The 17,105-nt window shown below is 62.6% G+C and carries 14 protein-coding genes; 9 read left to right on the top strand and 5 right to left on the bottom strand.

What is annotated here, in order from left to right; all coding sequences use genetic code 11:
- The first annotated feature begins 104 nt into the window (after positions 1–104).
- From dnaA to Q7V31_RS00830, 6 genes are all read left to right on the top strand, one after another.
- Positions 105–1,523 carry a chromosomal replication initiator protein DnaA gene (gene dnaA, locus Q7V31_RS00855; protein WP_304732493.1) on the top strand — a complete coding sequence of 473 codons (1,419 nt, stop codon included), beginning with the start codon at positions 105–107 and terminating at the stop codon, positions 1,521–1,523.
- 421 nt (positions 1,524–1,944) lie between these two features.
- Entirely contained in the window at positions 1,945–3,063 is a 1,119-nt protein-coding gene (gene dnaN, locus Q7V31_RS00850; protein ID WP_304731829.1) for a DNA polymerase III subunit beta, read from the top strand.
- 21 nt (positions 3,064–3,084) lie between these two features.
- Complete coding sequence (gene recF, locus Q7V31_RS00845) at positions 3,085–4,257, top strand: DNA replication/repair protein RecF (RefSeq protein ID WP_304731827.1); 1,173 nt, start codon at positions 3,085–3,087, stop codon at positions 4,255–4,257.
- A gap of 25 nt (positions 4,258–4,282) precedes the next feature.
- Positions 4,283–4,876 (top strand): ATP-dependent Clp protease proteolytic subunit, encoded by a 594-nt coding sequence (locus tag Q7V31_RS00840; protein ID WP_304731826.1) that lies wholly within the window; start codon positions 4,283–4,285, stop codon positions 4,874–4,876.
- 49 nt (positions 4,877–4,925) lie between these two features.
- Positions 4,926–7,370, top strand: coding sequence for a DNA topoisomerase (ATP-hydrolyzing) subunit B (gene gyrB / locus Q7V31_RS00835; protein ID WP_304731824.1), 2,445 nt, complete (start codon positions 4,926–4,928; stop codon positions 7,368–7,370).
- Between the two features lie 128 nt (positions 7,371–7,498).
- The gene (locus tag Q7V31_RS00830) at positions 7,499–9,823 is read left to right on the top strand and encodes a transglycosylase domain-containing protein (protein ID WP_304731823.1); all 2,325 of its coding nucleotides are present in this window, start codon (positions 7,499–7,501) and stop codon (positions 9,821–9,823) included.
- Here Q7V31_RS00830 and Q7V31_RS00825 read toward each other — a convergent pair.
- Together Q7V31_RS00825 and Q7V31_RS00820 are read right to left on the bottom strand one after the other, a co-directional pair.
- Complete coding sequence (locus tag Q7V31_RS00825) at positions 9,820–11,007, bottom strand: multidrug effflux MFS transporter (RefSeq protein ID WP_304731822.1); 1,188 nt, start codon at positions 11,005–11,007, stop codon at positions 9,820–9,822. The genes Q7V31_RS00830 and Q7V31_RS00825 overlap by 4 nt on opposite strands.
- On the bottom strand, positions 11,004–11,792 hold the full coding sequence (locus Q7V31_RS00820; protein ID WP_304731820.1) for a M48 family metallopeptidase: 789 nt from the start codon (positions 11,790–11,792) through the stop codon (positions 11,004–11,006). Before Q7V31_RS00820 ends, Q7V31_RS00825 begins: the two co-directional genes overlap by 4 nt.
- 96 nt (positions 11,793–11,888) lie before the next feature.
- On the opposite strand from Q7V31_RS00820, the gene Q7V31_RS00815 reads away from it, so the two are divergent.
- A complete protein-coding gene (locus tag Q7V31_RS00815; protein ID WP_304731819.1) occupies positions 11,889–12,320 on the top strand; it encodes a VOC family protein in 432 nt (143 codons plus the stop codon).
- Here the strand turns inward: Q7V31_RS00815 and Q7V31_RS00810 are convergent.
- Complete coding sequence (locus tag Q7V31_RS00810) at positions 12,317–13,567, bottom strand: polyhydroxyalkanoate depolymerase (RefSeq protein WP_304731818.1); 1,251 nt, start codon at positions 13,565–13,567, stop codon at positions 12,317–12,319. The two genes, Q7V31_RS00815 and Q7V31_RS00810, sit on opposite strands and share 4 nt — an antisense overlap.
- Positions 13,568–13,832: 265 nt before the next feature.
- Positions 13,833–15,524, bottom strand: coding sequence for a 2-isopropylmalate synthase (gene leuA, locus Q7V31_RS00805; protein WP_304731817.1), 1,692 nt, complete (start codon positions 15,522–15,524; stop codon positions 13,833–13,835).
- A gap of 306 nt (positions 15,525–15,830) precedes the next feature.
- Between leuA and Q7V31_RS00800 the strand changes: the two genes are divergently transcribed.
- The gene (locus Q7V31_RS00800) at positions 15,831–16,082 is read left to right on the top strand and encodes a type II toxin-antitoxin system ParD family antitoxin (RefSeq protein WP_304731815.1); all 252 of its coding nucleotides are present in this window, start codon (positions 15,831–15,833) and stop codon (positions 16,080–16,082) included.
- Positions 16,072–16,371 (top strand): type II toxin-antitoxin system RelE/ParE family toxin, encoded by a 300-nt coding sequence (locus Q7V31_RS00795; RefSeq protein ID WP_304731813.1) that lies wholly within the window; start codon positions 16,072–16,074, stop codon positions 16,369–16,371. The genes Q7V31_RS00800 and Q7V31_RS00795 overlap by 11 nt, the downstream gene beginning before the upstream one ends.
- Before the next feature lie 119 nt (positions 16,372–16,490).
- Here Q7V31_RS00795 and Q7V31_RS00790 read toward each other — a convergent pair whose 3' ends face one another.
- A complete protein-coding gene (locus Q7V31_RS00790) occupies positions 16,491–17,096 on the bottom strand; it encodes an SCO family protein (protein ID WP_304731811.1) in 606 nt (201 codons plus the stop codon).
- Between the last annotated feature and the right edge of the window lie 9 nt (positions 17,097–17,105).

Raw genomic sequence — 17,105 nt, 5'->3', positions numbered from 1 at the left:
TGAACGAGGAAGACATGGGTGCATCTCCCGCGGAGAAAGGCGTTCGCCACCATCCGGTCGCGGTGGCCGGCGAGGAACGGGCTTCGGTTCGGCGGGTCGCGGGTATGAGCCTCAATGATCAATGGCGTCGCGTGCGCGCCCGACTCCATGCCGAACTGGGCGAGGCCACCTTCAGCAGCTGGTTCAAGCAGGTCGAACTGATCGGCGTCGGTGATGGCCGTGTGATGCTCTCCGTTCCGACACGTTTCATCCGCAACTGGATTGCCTCGCATTATGCGGATCGTCTGTCGCAGCTCTGGGCGGACGAGGATGAGGGTTTTACGCGTGTCGATATTCTGGTGGCTGCGGGCGACCCGAAATCGGACGGCAGCGAAGAGGCGGCGCGTAGTGCGCGTCCGGTCTCAGCGCCGGCCCAGGCCGAAAGCCAGCCTGCTGCGAGCGCAGTTCCTTCGGGCCTTGAGGATGCCGGTGTCGGCGCACCGCTCGACCCGCGTTTTACTTTCGACGCATTTGTTGTAGGCAAGTCGAACGAGCTTGCGCATGCTGCGGCGCGCCGTGTCGCCGAAGCGACGGATGTCAGCTTCAATCCGCTCTTTCTCTATGGCGGGGTCGGCCTCGGCAAGACGCATCTGATGCACGCCATCGCTTGGGAAATCCGCACCCGCCAGCCTGAGCGCAAGGTGCTTTATCTCTCGGCCGAAAAATTCATGTACCAGTTCGTGCGGGCGCTGCGCTTCAAGGACACGATGGCCTTCAAGCAGCAGTTCCGCTCGGTCGACGTGCTGATGATTGACGACGTGCAGTTCATTTCCGGCAAGGATTCGACGCAGGAGGAATTCTTCCACACCTTCAACGCGTTGATCGATCACAACCGGCAGGTCATCATTTCGGCCGATCGCTCGCCCTCCGATCTCGAAGGCATCGAGGAGCGTATCCGCTCACGTCTCGGCTGGGGGTTGGCCGCCGATATCCACCCGACGGATTATGAGTTGCGTCTCGGAATCCTGCAGGCCAAGGCCGAGGAAATGATGCAGAAGAACGGCCCCGTGACCATTCCTGCCGGCGTTCTGGAATTTCTGGCACACCGCATCGTTTCTAACGTGCGCGAGCTTGAAGGCGCGCTGAAGCGCGTTGTCGCCTACGCCTCCTTTGTCGGCCGCCCGATCACGCTCGATATGTCGCAGGAAGTGCTGCGCGATCTGCTGCGCTCCAACGACCGCAAGATCACGATCGAGGAAATCCAGCGCCGCGTTGCCGAGTATTACAACGTCCGTCTGGCCGACATGCTCTCGGCCCGCCGCGCCCGGGCGGTTGCCCGTCCGCGTCAGGTGGCGATGTATCTGGCCAAGCAGCTGACCTCGCGCTCCCTGCCCGAGATCGGGCGCAAATTTGGCGGTCGCGACCACACGACGGTCATTCACGCGGTGCGCAAGATCGACGAGCTTTGCCATCTCGATTCGGGCATCGAGGAGGACGTCGATCTGCTCCGCCGGATGCTTGAAGGCGGTCACGGCCCCAACTAACCGGGCGTGTCGCAGGGTCTCCAGAAACTCTTTGAAAATCAGGGTGTTGCGGGCCTTTCGCCTGGGCACGAATTCCGTCGAAAAACGTGCATCGTGCGAACGATCTGATATACTTATAGGGCGAATTCCCGCGGAATTCCGGCTGCCGCCGGAATGCGCCCGCTGCGGTCCCCGGCTCTCTTGAGCCGGATGGTCCGTGTCGGCCGCGTCCGACCCCCTGTTCGCGAGATGTCCTTGAGGAAACGGCGCGTCCGCAAAGGCGCGAGCGGCGTCCCCGGACACTCAGGAACAAGTCTCCGGTGGAGAGGGGGGAGACCCGCGTGACGTCGCGCCTGGCAGGGACGGCGGAGCTTTTGATCCGCGATCCGCGATGCTGCAGAAGTCACAAGCGAACCCAACCCGGGGGGACCGAAGAGAGACCATGAAGATCACGATCGAACGGGGCGCGCTGCTCAAGTCTCTCAACCATGTGCAGTCGGTTGTCGAACGCCGCAACACAATTCCCATTCTGTCCAATGTTCTGATCAGGGCTGCGGACGGCCAGCTGAGCCTGACCGCGACCGATCTCGACATTGAGGTGGTGGAGGCGATCGATGCCGATGTCGCACAGCCAGGCGCGACCACCGCGTCGGCCCATACGCTTTACGACATCGTGCGCAAGCTGCCGGAAGGCGCGCAGGTCGAACTCTCGACCGGCGCCGACGAAGGGCGCTTGCAGCTGACCGCCGGCCGCTCGCGCTTCGCGCTGCAGTCGCTGCCGCAGGAAGATTTTCCGGCCATGGCGGCAGGCTCCTTGCCGCATCGCTTCGAAATACCGGCCGAGGCCATGCGTCGCTTGATCGACAAGACACGCTTTGCGATCTCCACCGAGGAGACGCGTTATTATCTCAACGGCATTTATGTGCATGCGGTCGAGAGCGGCAAGCACAAGGCCTTGCGCGCCGTCGCAACCGACGGTCATCGCCTCGCCCAGGTCGACCACGATCTGCCGGACGGCGCGAGCGGAATGCCGGGTGTCATTGTTCCGCGCAAGACGGTGCTGGAGCTGCAGAAGCTTCTGGAAGGCGACACAGGCACGTTGTCGGTCGGCGTATCGGAGACGAAGATCCGCTTCGAATTCGGCGGCATCGTCCTGACATCCAAGCTGATCGACGGGACCTTCCCGGATTACGGCCGCGTCATTCCGGCAGGCAACGACAAGATGATGCAAGTGGACGGCAAGCGATTTGCCGAAGCAGTCGATCGTGTCTCGACTATTTCGACCGAAAAATCCCGTGCCGTAAAACTCAATCTCGACGAGGGCAAGCTGACGCTCTCTGTCACCAATCCGGACTCGGGCAGCGCGACCGAAGAATTGTCGGTCGCTTATTCAAGCACACCGCTTGAGATCGGATTCAACGCCCGCTATCTGCTCGACATCACCGGTCAGATCGACGGCGCAGAGGCAACATTCGCCTTCGCCGATTCCGGCTCACCGACGCTTGTGCGCGACAGCGATGACAGCCTGGCGATCTACGTTCTGATGCCGATGCGGGTCTAGGCCGAAAACAGAGGATCGGGAGTGTATCCTACGGGTGAGTTGATCGTTGTCGACCGGCCGGCGGCTCAGGCGTGGATCGGTCTGAGCCGTCTCGTCGTCACGGATTTCCGTTCCTACGCGCGCGCGGAACTGGCGCTGGACGGACGTCCGGTCGTACTCACCGGTGAAAACGGTGCGGGTAAGACAAATTTGCTTGAGGCCATTTCGCTGCTTTCGGCGGGCCGCGGAATTCGTGGTGTGCCCTATGCGGAAATAGCCCGCGACTGCGGTGCGGGCGGCTGGGCCGTTGCGGCGACGCTGGAGATGGCCCAGGGTCCGGTTCGCATCGGAACCGGCATTGAACCCGGCACAGAGCCTGCCGCGCGCAGCCGCAGTGTCAGGATCGATGGTGAACCGGCAGGGCCCTCGGCGCTGGCCACACTTCTGCGAACGGTCTGGCTGACGCCGGCCATGGACCGCCTCTTCGTCGACGGCGCGAGCGAGCGCCGCCATTTCTTCGACCGCCTCGTCATGGGGTTCGATCCGGCCCATGGTGCGCGCGTCAATGCTTACGACCGGGCGTTGCGCGAGCGCAATCGCCTGCTGGCCGACAATATTTTCGACGATGCCTGGCTTGCCGGTCTCGAAACGCAGATGGCCGAGCATGGTGTGGCGATCGCCGCGGCGCGTGTCGAAACGCTGGCGCGGCTGCGTGGCGCGTTGGAGGCGGCCGAAACGGACGTCTTTCCGCGTGCCGGGCTCGTACTCGACGGGACGCTGGAGGCCGCGCTCGAGGGAGAGGCGGCGGTCGACCTTGAAGACGGCTTCCGCCGCACGCTTGTTGAAATGCGGGGGCGGGATGCCGCGGCGGGTCGCGCCCTTGCCGGTCCGCATCGCACGGATCTTGCGGTTCGGCATATGGCGCAGGATCGCGAAGCGCGGAGTTGTTCGACGGGCGAGCAAAAGGCGTTGCTGATCGGTATCGTCCTCGCCAATGCGCGGCTGCTGGCCGCGCGGGGAACGCCGCCGCTTTTGCTGCTCGACGAAATCGCGGCACATCTCGACGGCAAGCGCCGCGCCGCGCTTTTCGACGAGATCGTCGCATTGGGCTTGCAGGCCTTCATGACGGGTGCGGACCCGTCGCTTTTTGAAACTCTCGGCGCGCGCGCGCAAAATTTTCGCGTCGCGCGCGGCACAATCGAAAATGCCGACTAGGTTCGGTACCAAGGGAATGGACAGGATGAGAAACGATAACGAGACCCCTGACGTCGACGCGTTGAAGAACCAGTTCACGCCACTGGTGGAAAACGGCCTTTTCAAGTCGCGCACCGTTCTTATCACCGGCGAGATCAACGACCGTCAGGCGCGTTCCGTCTCGGAGCGCCTTCTGGCGATGGCCGGCGAATCCGACGATCCGATCACGTTGATCGTTTCCTCGCCGGGCGGGCATGTCGAATCCGGCGACATGATCCACGACATGATCAAGTACATCAAACCGCGTATCCGCGTATTGGGTACCGGCTGGGTCGCAAGTGCCGGTGCGCTGATCTATGTATCGGCCGAACGCGAAGATCGTTACTGCCTGCCGAACACACGCTTTCTGTTGCATGAACCGCGCGGTGGCATCGGCGGTTCGGCAACAGAGATCGACATCCAGGCGCGTGAAGTATTGAAGATGCGCGAGCGCCTGAACCAGATTTTTGCCGAAGCGACAGGCCAGCCGCTCGAAAAAATCGTCAAGGACACCAATCGTGATCACTGGATGAACGCCAAAGAAGCGAAAGCATATGGCGTTGTCGGAAAGATCATCCGCTCTTCCAGTGAAATGGTCTGAAGACCCGTCTCCCCCGGAGACGAACGAAAGAATCCAAAGGAAGAAACAAATGTCTACGCCAGCCGACGATGCGCCCGAGGAATATGGTGCGGAATCGATCAAGGTCCTGAAGGGCCTCGACGCGGTTCGCAAGCGTCCGGGTATGTATATCGGCGATACCGACGATGGCTCGGGCCTTCATCACATGGTCTATGAGGTCGTCGACAACTCGATCGACGAGGCGTTGGCTGGTCATTGCGACGTCGTCAACGTGCGCCTCAATGCCGACGGCTCATGCACCGTCATGGACAATGGGCGGGGCGTTCCGGTCGAAATTCACAAGGGCGAAGGTGTGTCGGCGGCTGAGGTCATCATGACTCAGCTTCATGCCGGCGGTAAGTTCGACCAGAATTCCTACAAGGTCTCGGGCGGTCTGCACGGCGTCGGCGTGTCGGTGGTGAATGCGCTGTCCGACTGGCTTGAATTGCGCATCTGGCGCGTTGGTAAGGAGCATTTAATCCGATTCCAGCACGGCGTTCCCGACGCGCCACTGGGCGTTGTCGGCGATGCACCCAAAGACGCCGACGGCAAGCCGGTCAGCGGTACGGAGATCACGTTTCATCCTTCGTCGGGAACCTTCACGCAGACCGAATTCGATTTCGCGACGCTTGAACACCGGTTGCGCGAACTGGCCTTTCTCAATTCAGGCGTCAGGATAAATCTCACCGACAATCGCGGTGTCGAGCCGAAATCGGTTGATCTGATGTATGAAGGCGGCCTTGAGGCCTTTGTTCGTTTTCTCGATCGCACCAAGGCGCCGCTGATCCAGAAGCCGATCTCCATCGCCGCCGAGCGGGATGGTATCTCGGTCGAGGTCGCGATGTGGTGGAACGACAGCTACCACGAAAATGTTCTGTGCTTCACCAACAACATTCCCCAGCGCGATGGGGGTACGCATCTGGCGGGTTACCGCGCCGGGCTGACCCGTGTCATCAATGCCTATGCGAACGAAAGCGGCATTGCGAAAAAGGAAAAGGTCACGTTGACCGGCGACGATGCACGCGAAGGATTGACTTGCGTCCTGTCGGTCAAGGTACCTGATCCGAAATTCTCTTCACAAACGAAGGACAAACTCGTTTCCTCCGAAGTGAGACCGGTTGTCGAAAGTCTGGTCAACGACGCGCTGTCGTCCTGGCTTGAAGAACATCCATCGGAAGCGCGCCAGATCGTCGGCAAGGTGGTTGAGGCGGCAGCCGCCCGCGAGGCCGCACGCAAGGCGCGCGAGCTGACGCGGCGCAAGGGTGCGCTCGATGTGTCGAGCCTGCCGGGCAAGCTTGCCGATTGTCAGGAACGCGATCCGGCGAAATCCGAACTCTTCATCGTCGAGGGCGATTCGGCCGGTGGCTCGGCAAAACAGGCGCGCGATCGTTCCAATCAGGCGGTCTTGCCACTCCGCGGCAAGATCCTCAACGTCGAACGCGCGCGCTTTGACAAGATGCTGTCGTCGAACGAAATCGGCACGTTGATCACCGCACTTGGCGCCGGCATCGGTCGCGACGACTTCAACATCGAGAAGCTGCGCTATCACAAGATCATCATCATGACCGACGCCGACGTCGACGGTGCTCATATACGTACGCTTCTCCTGACCTTCTTCTACCGGCAAATGCCTGAGGTCATCGAGCGCGGCCACCTCTATATCGCCCAGCCACCACTCTACAAGGTGCGCCGCGGCACGTCGGAGACCTATCTGAAGAACGAGAAGGCGCTCGACGATTTTCTGGCGGCGACCGGCATTGAGGACATGGTGCTGACGCTCAATGACGGCGCACAGCGCGCCGGTCCCGACCTTGCCGATATCGTGTCGAAGGCCCGCGCCGTGCGGACGGTGCTTGACGGCCTGCCCGGCAAGTATCCCCGCTTCGTCATCGAGCAGGCCGCGATCGCCGGCGCGCTCAACCCGAAAGCGCTGGCCGAGGAAACGCAGGCGAGGGAAGCAGCCGCCTATATTGCCCGCCGCCTCGATCTCCTCTCCGAAGAAACGGAGCGTGGCTGGATCGGCGAAACGACGGCCGATGGCGGCTTGCGTTTTGCCCGCGAAGTGCGCGGTGTACGCGAGGAGGTGTCGATCGATGGGCCGCTGATCGCCAGCGCCGACGCCCGCCGTCTCGACAGCTATACGCCGCACCTTCAGGAGATTTATGGCAAGGCGGCGACGCTGCGCCGCAAGGATGAAACCCATTTCATCCGATCGCCCTCGCAGCTCTTCGACGCCATTCTGGCGGCGGGCTCCAAGGGCAATTCGGTCCAGCGCTACAAGGGCCTCGGCGAAATGAACCCGGACCAGCTCTGGGAAACGACGCTTGATCGGGAGGCCCGTTCGCTGCTGCAGGTCAGGATTCGCGAACTGGACGAGGCAGACGACCTCTTCGTCAAACTGATGGGCGATGTGGTCGAGCCGCGCCGCGACTTCATCCGCGAAAACGCGCTCAATGTGGCCAATCTGGACATTTGACGCGGCCCGCGATGCCGAGCCGGCGAGGCCGCCAAAGCGTTAACAACGCGTTAACCATCGGAGTCTAGCTTCGGGCCGAAAGCTCAGGCACCTCGCGACGCCGGGCAGCAAGGCGAGGCACAGGGTCCATGGCATCCCGCAGGCCGGCAACAAGGTCCGCGCGGCGTGGCGCCGCCGCTGACGACGACTGGACTGTGGTCCGCATCGCCGGACTTCGCCCCGTGCGGCTTGGCGTTGGCGTCAATGCCGCGGTCGACAGCGACGCCGAAGGTGAAGAAAGCGACGACGAAATGGCGCGCTGGGACGACGATGCCTGGGAAGAGCGTGGTGCACGCCGCGTCGAACCCACGTTCAAGCCGCAGAAAAAAGGGGCGTCGAAGCCACGCCAGCCGACGGCAAAATCGAAGCCCGCCGCAAAGAAGCTGCGGTCGGCGAAAGCCCCGCCGAAATCATCGCGCCGCGCGACCGCAGCAAAATCCGCCGCGCCGCGCAAGCGCGTGCCGTCTCGAAGCAACGGTCGGCTTGGCAGCCTGTTTTACTACAGTTCGGTTCTGGCGCTGTGGGGCGTCATCGCCTTTGGCGGTCTGCTTTTCTGGTACGGACTGAACCTTCCTGATACCTCGAACCTCTATAACGACCGGCAGGCGCCCTCGATTTCCATTCGCGCTGCCGATGGCGAGTTGCTGAGCCATCGCGGCGACCTGAAAGGCGGCTATGCCTCGCTGGTCGATCTGCCACCGCATGTGCCGGCGGCCGTGCTGGCGACCGAAGACCGTCGATTTTACTGGCATTTTGGTGTCGATCCGATTGGCCTCGCCCGCGCGATGGTCGAGAACTACCGCGCTGGCGCCTATGTGCAGGGCGGTTCGACGATTACCCAGCAATTGGCCAAGAACCTTTTCCTGAAGCCCGATCGCACGCTCTCGCGCAAGATTGAGGAAATGGTGCTGGCGGTCTGGCTGGAGCTCCGTTTCTCGAAGGAAGAAATTCTGACCCTCTATCTGAACCGGGTCTATTTCGGCGGCGGTGCCTACGGGCTCGAAGCGGCATCGGAGCGTTACTTCCGGAAACCCGCGCGTGCCCTGACCCTACCGGAATCGGCGATGCTGGCCGGGTTACTGAAGGCACCGTCGCGTTATTCGCCGACCAACGACATCGACCTCGCGCGGGGCCGTGCCTCTATCGTCCTGCAGAACATGGTCGCCGCCGGATACATCTCGGCGGATGAAGCATATGTCGCCAATGTCAGCCCGGCTTCGCTCGAAGGCTATGCCGCGCGCGGCTCAATCAACTATTTCGTCGACTGGGTGGCAGAAGCGCTGCCGGATTATGCGGGACGCCCCGACGCGGACGTCAATGTCGTCACCACGATCGACCCCGACCTGCAGCGCGAGGCGGAACGTATTATTGCGGAAATTCTCGCCAGCGACGGCGCGACGATGAACGCAAGCCAGGCAGCACTCGTCGCAATGACACCGGACGGCGCCGTGCGCGCCATGGTCGGCGGGCGATCCTATGCGCAAAGCCAGTTCAACCGCGCGGTGCAGGCGAAACGCCAGCCCGGTTCCGCGTTCAAGCCCTTCGTCTATCTGGCCGCCATCGAGAAAGGTATGAGCCCGGACACGTTGCGCGTCGACCGGCCAGTCACCTATGGCGGCTGGTCGCCCTCAAACTATTCCGACCGGTTTGAAGGCGAGATGACGCTGCGCACGGCGCTGGCAAAATCGGTCAATTCGGTTGCCGTGCAGGTGGCGCATGAAGTCGGCATTCGCAATGTCGTTTCGGTCGCCCGCCGTTTGGGCCTGCAAGAGGAGTTGCCGTCGAACCTGTCGCTGGCGCTCGGTTCCGGCAGTGCCACCCTGATCGAAATGACGGGCGCTTATGCGACCTTTGCCAATGGCGGTCATGGCGTGATCCCCCATGGCATCGCCGAGGTTCACAAGCAATCGGGCGAAGAACTCTATCGCCGCCACGGCTCCGGCTTCGGGCGCGTGATCGACGATCGCGCGGCAGGCGCAATGAACAACATGCTGAAGGCAGTCATGGTGTACGGCACAGGCCGCAACTCGGCACTTGGTGAGCGACCGAGCGGCGGCAAGACCGGCACCAGTCAGGATTTCCGCGATGCCTGGTTCATCGGCTACACGGCCGATCTCGTTGTCGGTGTCTGGGTTGGCAACGACAATGGCGCGCCGATGAAGAATGTCACCGGCGGAACGCTGCCGGCACGCATCTGGCACGATTTCATGATGAGCACGCAAGGCGGTGTGCCGGTTGCGGAACTCCCCGACATGGTCATCGCCGAAACGCCGGCGCTCGTCGTCGCACCGGCAAGTGTCGACACCAGCCGCGCCTATGAGTGGGAAGAGCCGGGCTTTTTTGACCGGCTCTTCGGACGCAACGAACCGCGTCGGCCGACATTGCAGCCCGGCCACCCGGGTGACCGGCGTTAGCCGCCGTCCGCACGCCGCCTGAAAACCGTTACAGCGAAAGTCAGAAGGCCTGTCAGCGCCATCGTGCCGACCATCGGCATTGCGCTTGTTCCCACACCGTGCCCGACATAGATACCCACGGCAGCGGCGGCGCCCGCTTGCAGAAAGCCCAGCAGCGCCGAAGCCGTACCGGCAATTTCGGGGAATGGCGTCAGCGCACCGGCCATGGCTTGCGGCATGGTCAGCCCGACAGCGAAGCCATAGACGATCACCGGCGCGACGATCGCCGCCGGCGAGGCGCTGCCCGCCAGACCTGCCAGCATCGAAAACCCGCCAAGACAGGCAAAGGCACCGCCGACCTTCAGCGTGTTGTCGATGCCGAGCCGTCGCACCAGCCGCCCGCCGGTCAGCGAGCCCGCGATGTAGCCGGCGGCCATCAATCCGAAGCACATGCCATAAGCGATCGGCGACAGCCCATAGAGCCCCTGCAGCACGAAGGAGGAGCCCGAAATGAAGGCAAAGAGGCCCGCAAAGCAGGCGCCGGCGATCAGCAGGTAGCGCAGATAGCGCCGATCGCCGATGAGCCGCCGGTAATGGGCGAGAATGGCAACGGGGGCGGCGCTTTGCCGGCGCGACGGGGGCAAGGTCTCATCGAGGCTCGTCAGGACGATCAGTGCCAGAACGGCGCCGAAAGCGCCCATGGCGACAAAGTTCATCTTCCAGCCATAAGCCGCCTCGACGAAGCCGCCGAGCATTGGCGCCAGCGCCGGCACAATGCCCATGATCGCCGCCATGCGCGCCAGCATCTGTCCGGCTGCCGGTCCTTCATAGAGATCGCGAACGATCGCCCGGGCAAGCACCACCGAGGCGCCGCCGCCGATCGCCTGGAAAAACCGCGCGGCAATCAGCTCCTCAATCGAGCCGACGAAGAGCGAGACAAAGCAGCCAGCGACGTAAAGACCGAAGCCGGCAAGCAGAACCGGTCGCCGCCCGTAGCGATCGGCCATCGGCCCGTAGAAGAGTTGGGATCCGGCAAAGCCGATCAGATGAACGCTGAGCGTGAGTTGCGTCGCGCCGGTATCGGCCGCGAAGGCGAGTGCAATTGCCGGTAGCGACGGCAGATACATGTCGGTCGACAACGGACCGACCGCCGTCAACGCGCCGAGAAAGACAGTGAAGGCCGCAGTGCCCGGCGAAAGCCTCATCGACCGGAAAAAATGCCGAGCGGGTCGGCGCCATAGCGGTGAAGACCGGGGCCGTTGACCTCCAGCCAGCGCTTGGCCACCTCGTAGTTCGGAATCGCTTCGGCAACGAGGCCCCAGAAGCGCGGCCCGTGATTCATGTGCCTTATATGCGCGACCTCATGGGCGGTCACATAATCCAGCACATAGGACGGTGCGAGGATCAGCCGCCACGAAAAAGAAAGCGCCCGCGTCGGCGAACAGGAACCCCAGCGTGTCGTCGTATCGCGCACGGTGATGCGCGACGGGCGCACATCGAAGAGGTCGGCATAGAACAGAGCCTGCTCGTTGAGCTCGTCGCGCGCCTTGGCCCTCAACCAGTCGGTCACCCGGCGTTGCACGAAATCGGGGTGGCCGGTCACACGAATCTCGGGCACGCCCCCCGTATCGGCACTGCGAACCCGCCAGACCGGGCCGCGCTCCAGCGCATCCTCGCGCCGCGCGCCGATGTAACGCACGATATGTTCTTTGCCGCGATAGGGAATGCGCGCGCCGTTTCGGAAGGGCACCGGCGCCGGAACCTGATGCAGCCTTTCGGCAATCCACTCGCGCTGCTCGCGGGCGAAGAGAAGCGCCTTGCCGACGCCGCGCCGCGACGGGGCTGTGACTTGCACTGACCCGGCGGCAAGATCGACGCGGACGATCATGCGCTTGGCGCGCGGGTTGTGGCGCACGGTGATCGGGACCGTGCGCCCCTCGATCTGAAGATAGTCGAAATGGAGCGATGCGGGCTTCAGCGGCTTGTTCATAATATGGTTGAACCCAATGCCCTCCGGGGCCCCCGGCGGAGCGATGACGGCGGTCTGATTGTTCTTGTTCGACGACAAAAAAGATAGGCTCGAATCATGTCAAGAATGCCACGATTTCATTTCGCTTTCGCGGTCGATGATCTCGCCAGGGCCAAAGAATTTTACGGCGGCCTGCTCGGCTGCCCGGAAGGGCGCTCTTCCGACACCTGGATCGACTTCGATCTCCATGGCCACCAGATCGTCGCTCATCTGGCGCCGCGGCACGCGCGCACCGATGTCGCATCCAATGCGGTCGACGGCGACGACGTGCCGGTGCCCCATTTCGGGCTGATCCTCGACTGGCGGGACTGGCATGACCTTGCCGACCGCCTGCGCGCGGCCGGCGTGCCGTTCGTCGTCGAACCGCATATCCGTTTCGAGGGCGAGGCCGGCGAGCAGGCGACGATGTTTTTCCGCGACCCGGCCGGTAACGCGCTCGAGTTCAAGGCCTTTCAGGACGAAGCCCGGATTTTCGCGCGGACGCTTTAGCCCTTGGCCGGGTGCTTCGTGTGGGCGGCAATGAAGTCGCGCACCCGCGGTGCGATTTCGTTTTTCCAGCGCGAGCCGTTGAAGACGCCGTAATGGCCGACGCCCGGCTGTTCCCAATGGGTCTTCATCGACGCGGGAAGGCCGGTGCAAAGCTTGTGCGCCGCCTTGGTCTGGCCGACGCCGGAAATGTCGTCCTTCTCACCTTCGACGGTCATCAAGGCTGTGCGGGTGATCGCCGCCGGCCGAACCTTGCGACCGCGATGGGTCAGCTCGCCCTTGGGCAGCGAATGCTTGACGAAAACCTCGTCGACGGTCTGAAGGTAGAACTCCTTCGTCATGTCCATGACCGACAGATATTCGTCATAAAACTCGCGGTGCTTTTCGGCCGAGTCGCCGTCGCCCTCGACCATGTGGTCGAAATAATCCCAGTGGGCATCCATGTGGCGGTCGAGATTCATGGCCATGAAACCCGACAGCTGCACGAAGCCCGGATAGACGCGGCGCATGACGCCGGGATGCGGCCAGGGCACCGTCATCACGACATTGCGTTCGTACCATTCGGTGCCGCGCTCGGTCGCGAGACGATTGACCTCGGTCGGACTTTCGCGCGTGTCGATCGGCCCGCCCATCAACGTCATGCTGAGCGGCACGCAAGGATCGTCATTGTCGTGCATGGCGGCGACGGCGGCGAAAACCGGCACCGACGGCTGGCAGACGGCCAGCAGATGCACATCGGGCCCGAGCAGGTGGCACATGTCGATCACATAGTCGATATAATCATCGAGATCGAAAGATCCTTCTGCCAGAGGCACTTTTCGGGCGTCAATCCAGTCGGTGATATAGACCTCGCAATGGGGCAGCATCGCTTCGACCGTGCCGCGCAACAGTGTCGCGTAGTGGCCGGACAACGGCGCGACGATCAGCAGCTTCGGCTGCGGCGCGACATCTGTCATCGCCGAAGCTTCGCGCTCGAAATGCACCAGATCGCAGAAGGGACGTTCCCAGACGATCTTCTCGACGACCGGCACCGCTTTGCCGCCGATCTCCGTTTCGTGAAGGTTGAATTTCGGTTTGCCATAGCGACGCGTCGTCGTTTCAAAAACGTCGAGTGCCGCGGCAAGCGTCTTGCCGGCAACTGTTTCGGCGAAGGGATTGAGCGGATGACGCAGCGCCCAGAGGCCGACTTCGGCGGCGGCACGCAGCGGCGCGACGGCCGCATGGTTCATTTCGTAGATGTGATAAAGCACGCAGTACCTCGCAGCGAACGGCCTCCCGCGCGCCCCTTATGTTGCGGCGCAACATCAACTCTAGGCGCTTGGGCGGAGGCCACCAAGAGCTTTTTTGACAGCAAGAAACGGCAGCGGACCCCCCCTCTGTCACTAAACTGTCATAAAACTGTCACAAAAGGGCAGGCGGCAGTCGGGTGACCGTCCCGGCAGCGTAGCGGAGACAAGTTGACAGACCACTTGTCCCCGCCCTTATCCCCGCTTGAGGCCGAAACGGGCCGCCGCGTCAGTCGGCGAGACCGCAAAAGCGCCGCCGCTCCCCCTCCGGCACCCGCCTGGCGGCGCGGTTCGCGCCGCCGATCAGCGCCCGGAAAGAGGCGGTGATGATGTTGGGGTCGATGCCGACGCCGAAAATATCGCCGGCGCCGGCCGGATCGGCGACCTCGATGAAGGCGACCGCCTTGGCGTCCGAGCCGGTGCCGATCGAATGTTCCTCGAAATGGCGGAGCTGGACGCCGAGCTTCAGCGCATCGACCAGCGCATCGATCGGGCCATTGCCGAAGCCGACAAGCTCCTCATCCTGGCCGAAACGGCGTACACGGAGCTTCACGCCCTGCTTGCCGCCTTCGTCGAAGAGCGAATGGCTGCGATATTCGAGCGGCTCGACAATTGTCAGATACTCGGCCTCGAAAATCCGCCAGATATCGGCCGCCGTCACTTCCTTGCCGGTGTCGTCGGTCACCTTCTGGACGGCCGAACTGAACTCGACCTGCAGCCGGCGCGGCAGCTTCAGATCGTATTCGGCTTCGAGAAGATAGGAGACGCCGCCCTTGCCCGACTGGCTGTTGACGCGAATGATCGACTCGTAGCTGCGCCCGAGATCCTTCGGATCGACCGGCAGATAGGGCACTTCCCAGATGTCGCCTTCCTTGCGCGCGCCGAAACCTTTCTTGATCGCGTCCTGATGCGAGCCTGAAAAAGCCGTGAACACCAGATCGCCGACATAGGGGTGGCGCGGATGGATCGGCAGCTGCGTGCAGTACTCCGACGTGCGCGCGATCTCGTTGATCTGCGAAAAATCCAGACCCGGATGAATGCCCTGGCTGTAGAGATTGAGCGCCAGCGTGACGAGATCGACATTGCCGGTGCGCTCGCCATTGCCGAACAGGCAGCCCTCGACGCGGTCGGCACCCGCCATAACGCCGAGCTCGGCGGCGGCGACCGCCGTACCGCGGTCGTTATGCGGATGCAGGCTCAGGACGATGCCGTCGCGCCGTTCGAGATTGCGATGCATCCATTCGATCTGGTCGGCATAGATGTTGGGCGTCGCCATTTCGACGGTTGCCGGCAGATTGATGACGACCTTGCGCTCGGGCCCCGCCTCCCAGACCTTGGTCACCGCGTCGACGACTTCCTTGGCGAAGTCGAGCTCGGTGCCCGAAAAGACTTCCGGACTGTACTGGAAGGTCCAGTTGGTCGAAGGCTGCGTCGCCGCAATCTCCTTGATCTGATGCGCGCTTTCGGTGGCAATCGCCTTGACGCCCTGTTTGCCCTGGTTGAACACCACCTCGCGGAAATTCGGCGCGGTGGCATTATAGACATGGACGATGGCGTTCCTGGCGCCGCGCAGACTTTCCATCGTGCGCGCGATCAGCTCGGGACGGGCCTGTGTCAGCACCTCGATATGCACATCGTCGGGCACGCGCCCCTCTTCGATCAGCTTGCGGATGAAACCGAAATCGGTGTCCGACGCCGACGGGAAGCCCGCCTCGATTTCCTTGAAGCCGATCTTGACCAGCAATTCGAACATACGGAGCTTGCGTTCCGCGTTCATCGGTTCGAAGAGCGCCTGATTGCCGTCCCGGAGATCGGTGCTCATCCAGATCGGCGGCTTGGTGATGGTTTTCGACGGCCATTGCCGGTCGGGCAGGTCGATCGGCTGGAAGGCGCGGTATTTGACGGCGGGGTTCTTCAACATGACAGCTCTCGCATCTTCAACGGACGGCGCCCAGCACTGTTGGCGTGTCGCTGGCGCGGCGCAAAGGGAAATTCAGGTATCTATGGGTGAGGTGGATCTGTTTTCTGCGCTCAAGCGCAGAGAAGCGCGCCCCGAAGAGCGAGTTCAAGGCCGAGTTTGCGGCCGAAGGCGATATGCGCGTTGCGATCCATGAGCGGAACATAGGCGGGCCCGGGAAAGCCGTCAAGAAGCCGCGCCATGTTCGGTTTTTGGAAAATTGACAAACTTTGCCAAAAGTACGAGAGTTTAGAGCAAGGAGAAATCGAGATGGCGACGATGAACGTATCCCTGCCCGCGCCCCTGAAGGAATGGGTCGAGGGACAGGCAAAGGGCGGAAAATACAGCAATGCCAGCGACTATGTGCGCGACCTGATCCGCCGGGATCAGGAGCGGCAGGACGGGCTCGCGCGGTTGCAAAGGCTTGTCGACGAAGGCGTTGCCAGTGGTGTCAGTACACGGACGATGGAAGAGCTGCTGATCGAAGCGCGCGCTCGGGCCAAGTCCGCCGATGGTCTGTAGAAGAACCGCGAAGGCCGATGAAGACCTCATCGGCATTTATCTTTACGGCGTGGAGACGTTCGGCACCGCTCAAGCCGAAGCCTATTTCAGTGGCCTCGAACAATGTTTCGAGCTTCTGGCCGCACAGCCCTTGATTGCGCGCGAACGCCCGGAATTCCGCCCGCCTGTGAGATTCCATTTTCACCGGGCGCATGTCGTCGTCTATCTCATCGACGGCGAGAGTGTTCTGATTGTCCGCGTCCTGCATGGACGGCAGGACTGGGAAAGGCATCTGCGCGATGTGGACTGATCGCACCAACGCGGCACTCACGCCGCATGAAGTCCTTTCTACACGGCGGTCGGTGCGCGCTCGATGACCGGCAGACAGGCGGGCGGTCGGTCACCGGAATTGCTCCGACACGACCGGCCTCACAGAAATTCCGCAATCCCCTCGGCCATCTTGTCCGGGCCGGTGCCGGGACCGAAGAGTTTGAGATATTCGCCCTCGGGGCCCATCAGGAAGACGATGGAGGAATGATCCATCGTGTAGTCCTCGCTCGAATTCTCGTCCTCGGCCTTGCGGTAGAAGACATGCCAGGCCTTCGCCGCGGCGGCGATCTGTTCGGGCGTGCCGGTGAGGCCGGTCAGGCGCGGATGGAACAGCGCCACATAACGCGCCATCACCTCGGGCGTGTCGCGCTCGGGATCGATGGTGATGAAGACCGGCGTGATCTTTTCGGCCTCCGGTCCCAGCGTCTCGATGGCGCTCGCCATCACCTGCAGCTCGGTCGGGCAGACATCGGGACAGAAGGTGAAGCCGAAATAGATCAGCATGTAGCGGCCGCGGAAATCGGCCTCGGTGACGCTCTCGCCCTGCTCGTTAACCAGCGTGAAGGGCCCGCCGACCCGGGCACCGCCCGCGGCCTGCCCGTCGCGGGTCTCGACCGCCGATATGACGAGGTTGGAAATCCAGATGCCGGCCAGGATCGCCACCGCGACCCCGGCCACAAGCGCGATGATGCCGTTCCGTTTCATGCGGGCTCT

The organism is Parvibaculum sp. (assembly GCF_030651915.1).
In the GTDB taxonomy this organism is placed as follows: Bacteria; Pseudomonadota; Alphaproteobacteria; order Parvibaculales; family Parvibaculaceae; genus Parvibaculum.
Note: the sequence above shows the minus strand (reverse complement) of the source record. Positions and strands in the feature narration are given on the sequence as shown.

Coding starts and splice junctions, on each gene's coding strand:
- Q7V31_RS00795 (WP_304731813.1), top strand. CDS start 16,072: ATGGTCTGTAGAAGAACCGCGAAGGCCGATGAAGACCTCATCGGCATT.
- dnaA (WP_304732493.1), top strand. CDS start 105: ATGAGCCTCAATGATCAATGGCGTCGCGTGCGCGCCCGACTCCATGCC.
- Q7V31_RS00800 (WP_304731815.1), top strand. CDS start 15,831: ATGGCGACGATGAACGTATCCCTGCCCGCGCCCCTGAAGGAATGGGTC.
- Q7V31_RS00790 (WP_304731811.1), bottom strand. CDS start 17,096: ATGAAACGGAACGGCATCATCGCGCTTGTGGCCGGGGTCGCGGTGGCG.
- Q7V31_RS00830 (WP_304731823.1), top strand. CDS start 7,499: ATGGCATCCCGCAGGCCGGCAACAAGGTCCGCGCGGCGTGGCGCCGCC.
- gyrB (WP_304731824.1), top strand. CDS start 4,926: ATGTCTACGCCAGCCGACGATGCGCCCGAGGAATATGGTGCGGAATCG.
- Q7V31_RS00815 (WP_304731819.1), top strand. CDS start 11,889: ATGTCAAGAATGCCACGATTTCATTTCGCTTTCGCGGTCGATGATCTC.
- Q7V31_RS00820 (WP_304731820.1), bottom strand. CDS start 11,792: ATGAACAAGCCGCTGAAGCCCGCATCGCTCCATTTCGACTATCTTCAG.
- leuA (WP_304731817.1), bottom strand. CDS start 15,524: ATGTTGAAGAACCCCGCCGTCAAATACCGCGCCTTCCAGCCGATCGAC.
- Q7V31_RS00840 (WP_304731826.1), top strand. CDS start 4,283: ATGAGAAACGATAACGAGACCCCTGACGTCGACGCGTTGAAGAACCAG.
- Q7V31_RS00825 (WP_304731822.1), bottom strand. CDS start 11,007: ATGAGGCTTTCGCCGGGCACTGCGGCCTTCACTGTCTTTCTCGGCGCG.
- dnaN (WP_304731829.1), top strand. CDS start 1,945: ATGAAGATCACGATCGAACGGGGCGCGCTGCTCAAGTCTCTCAACCAT.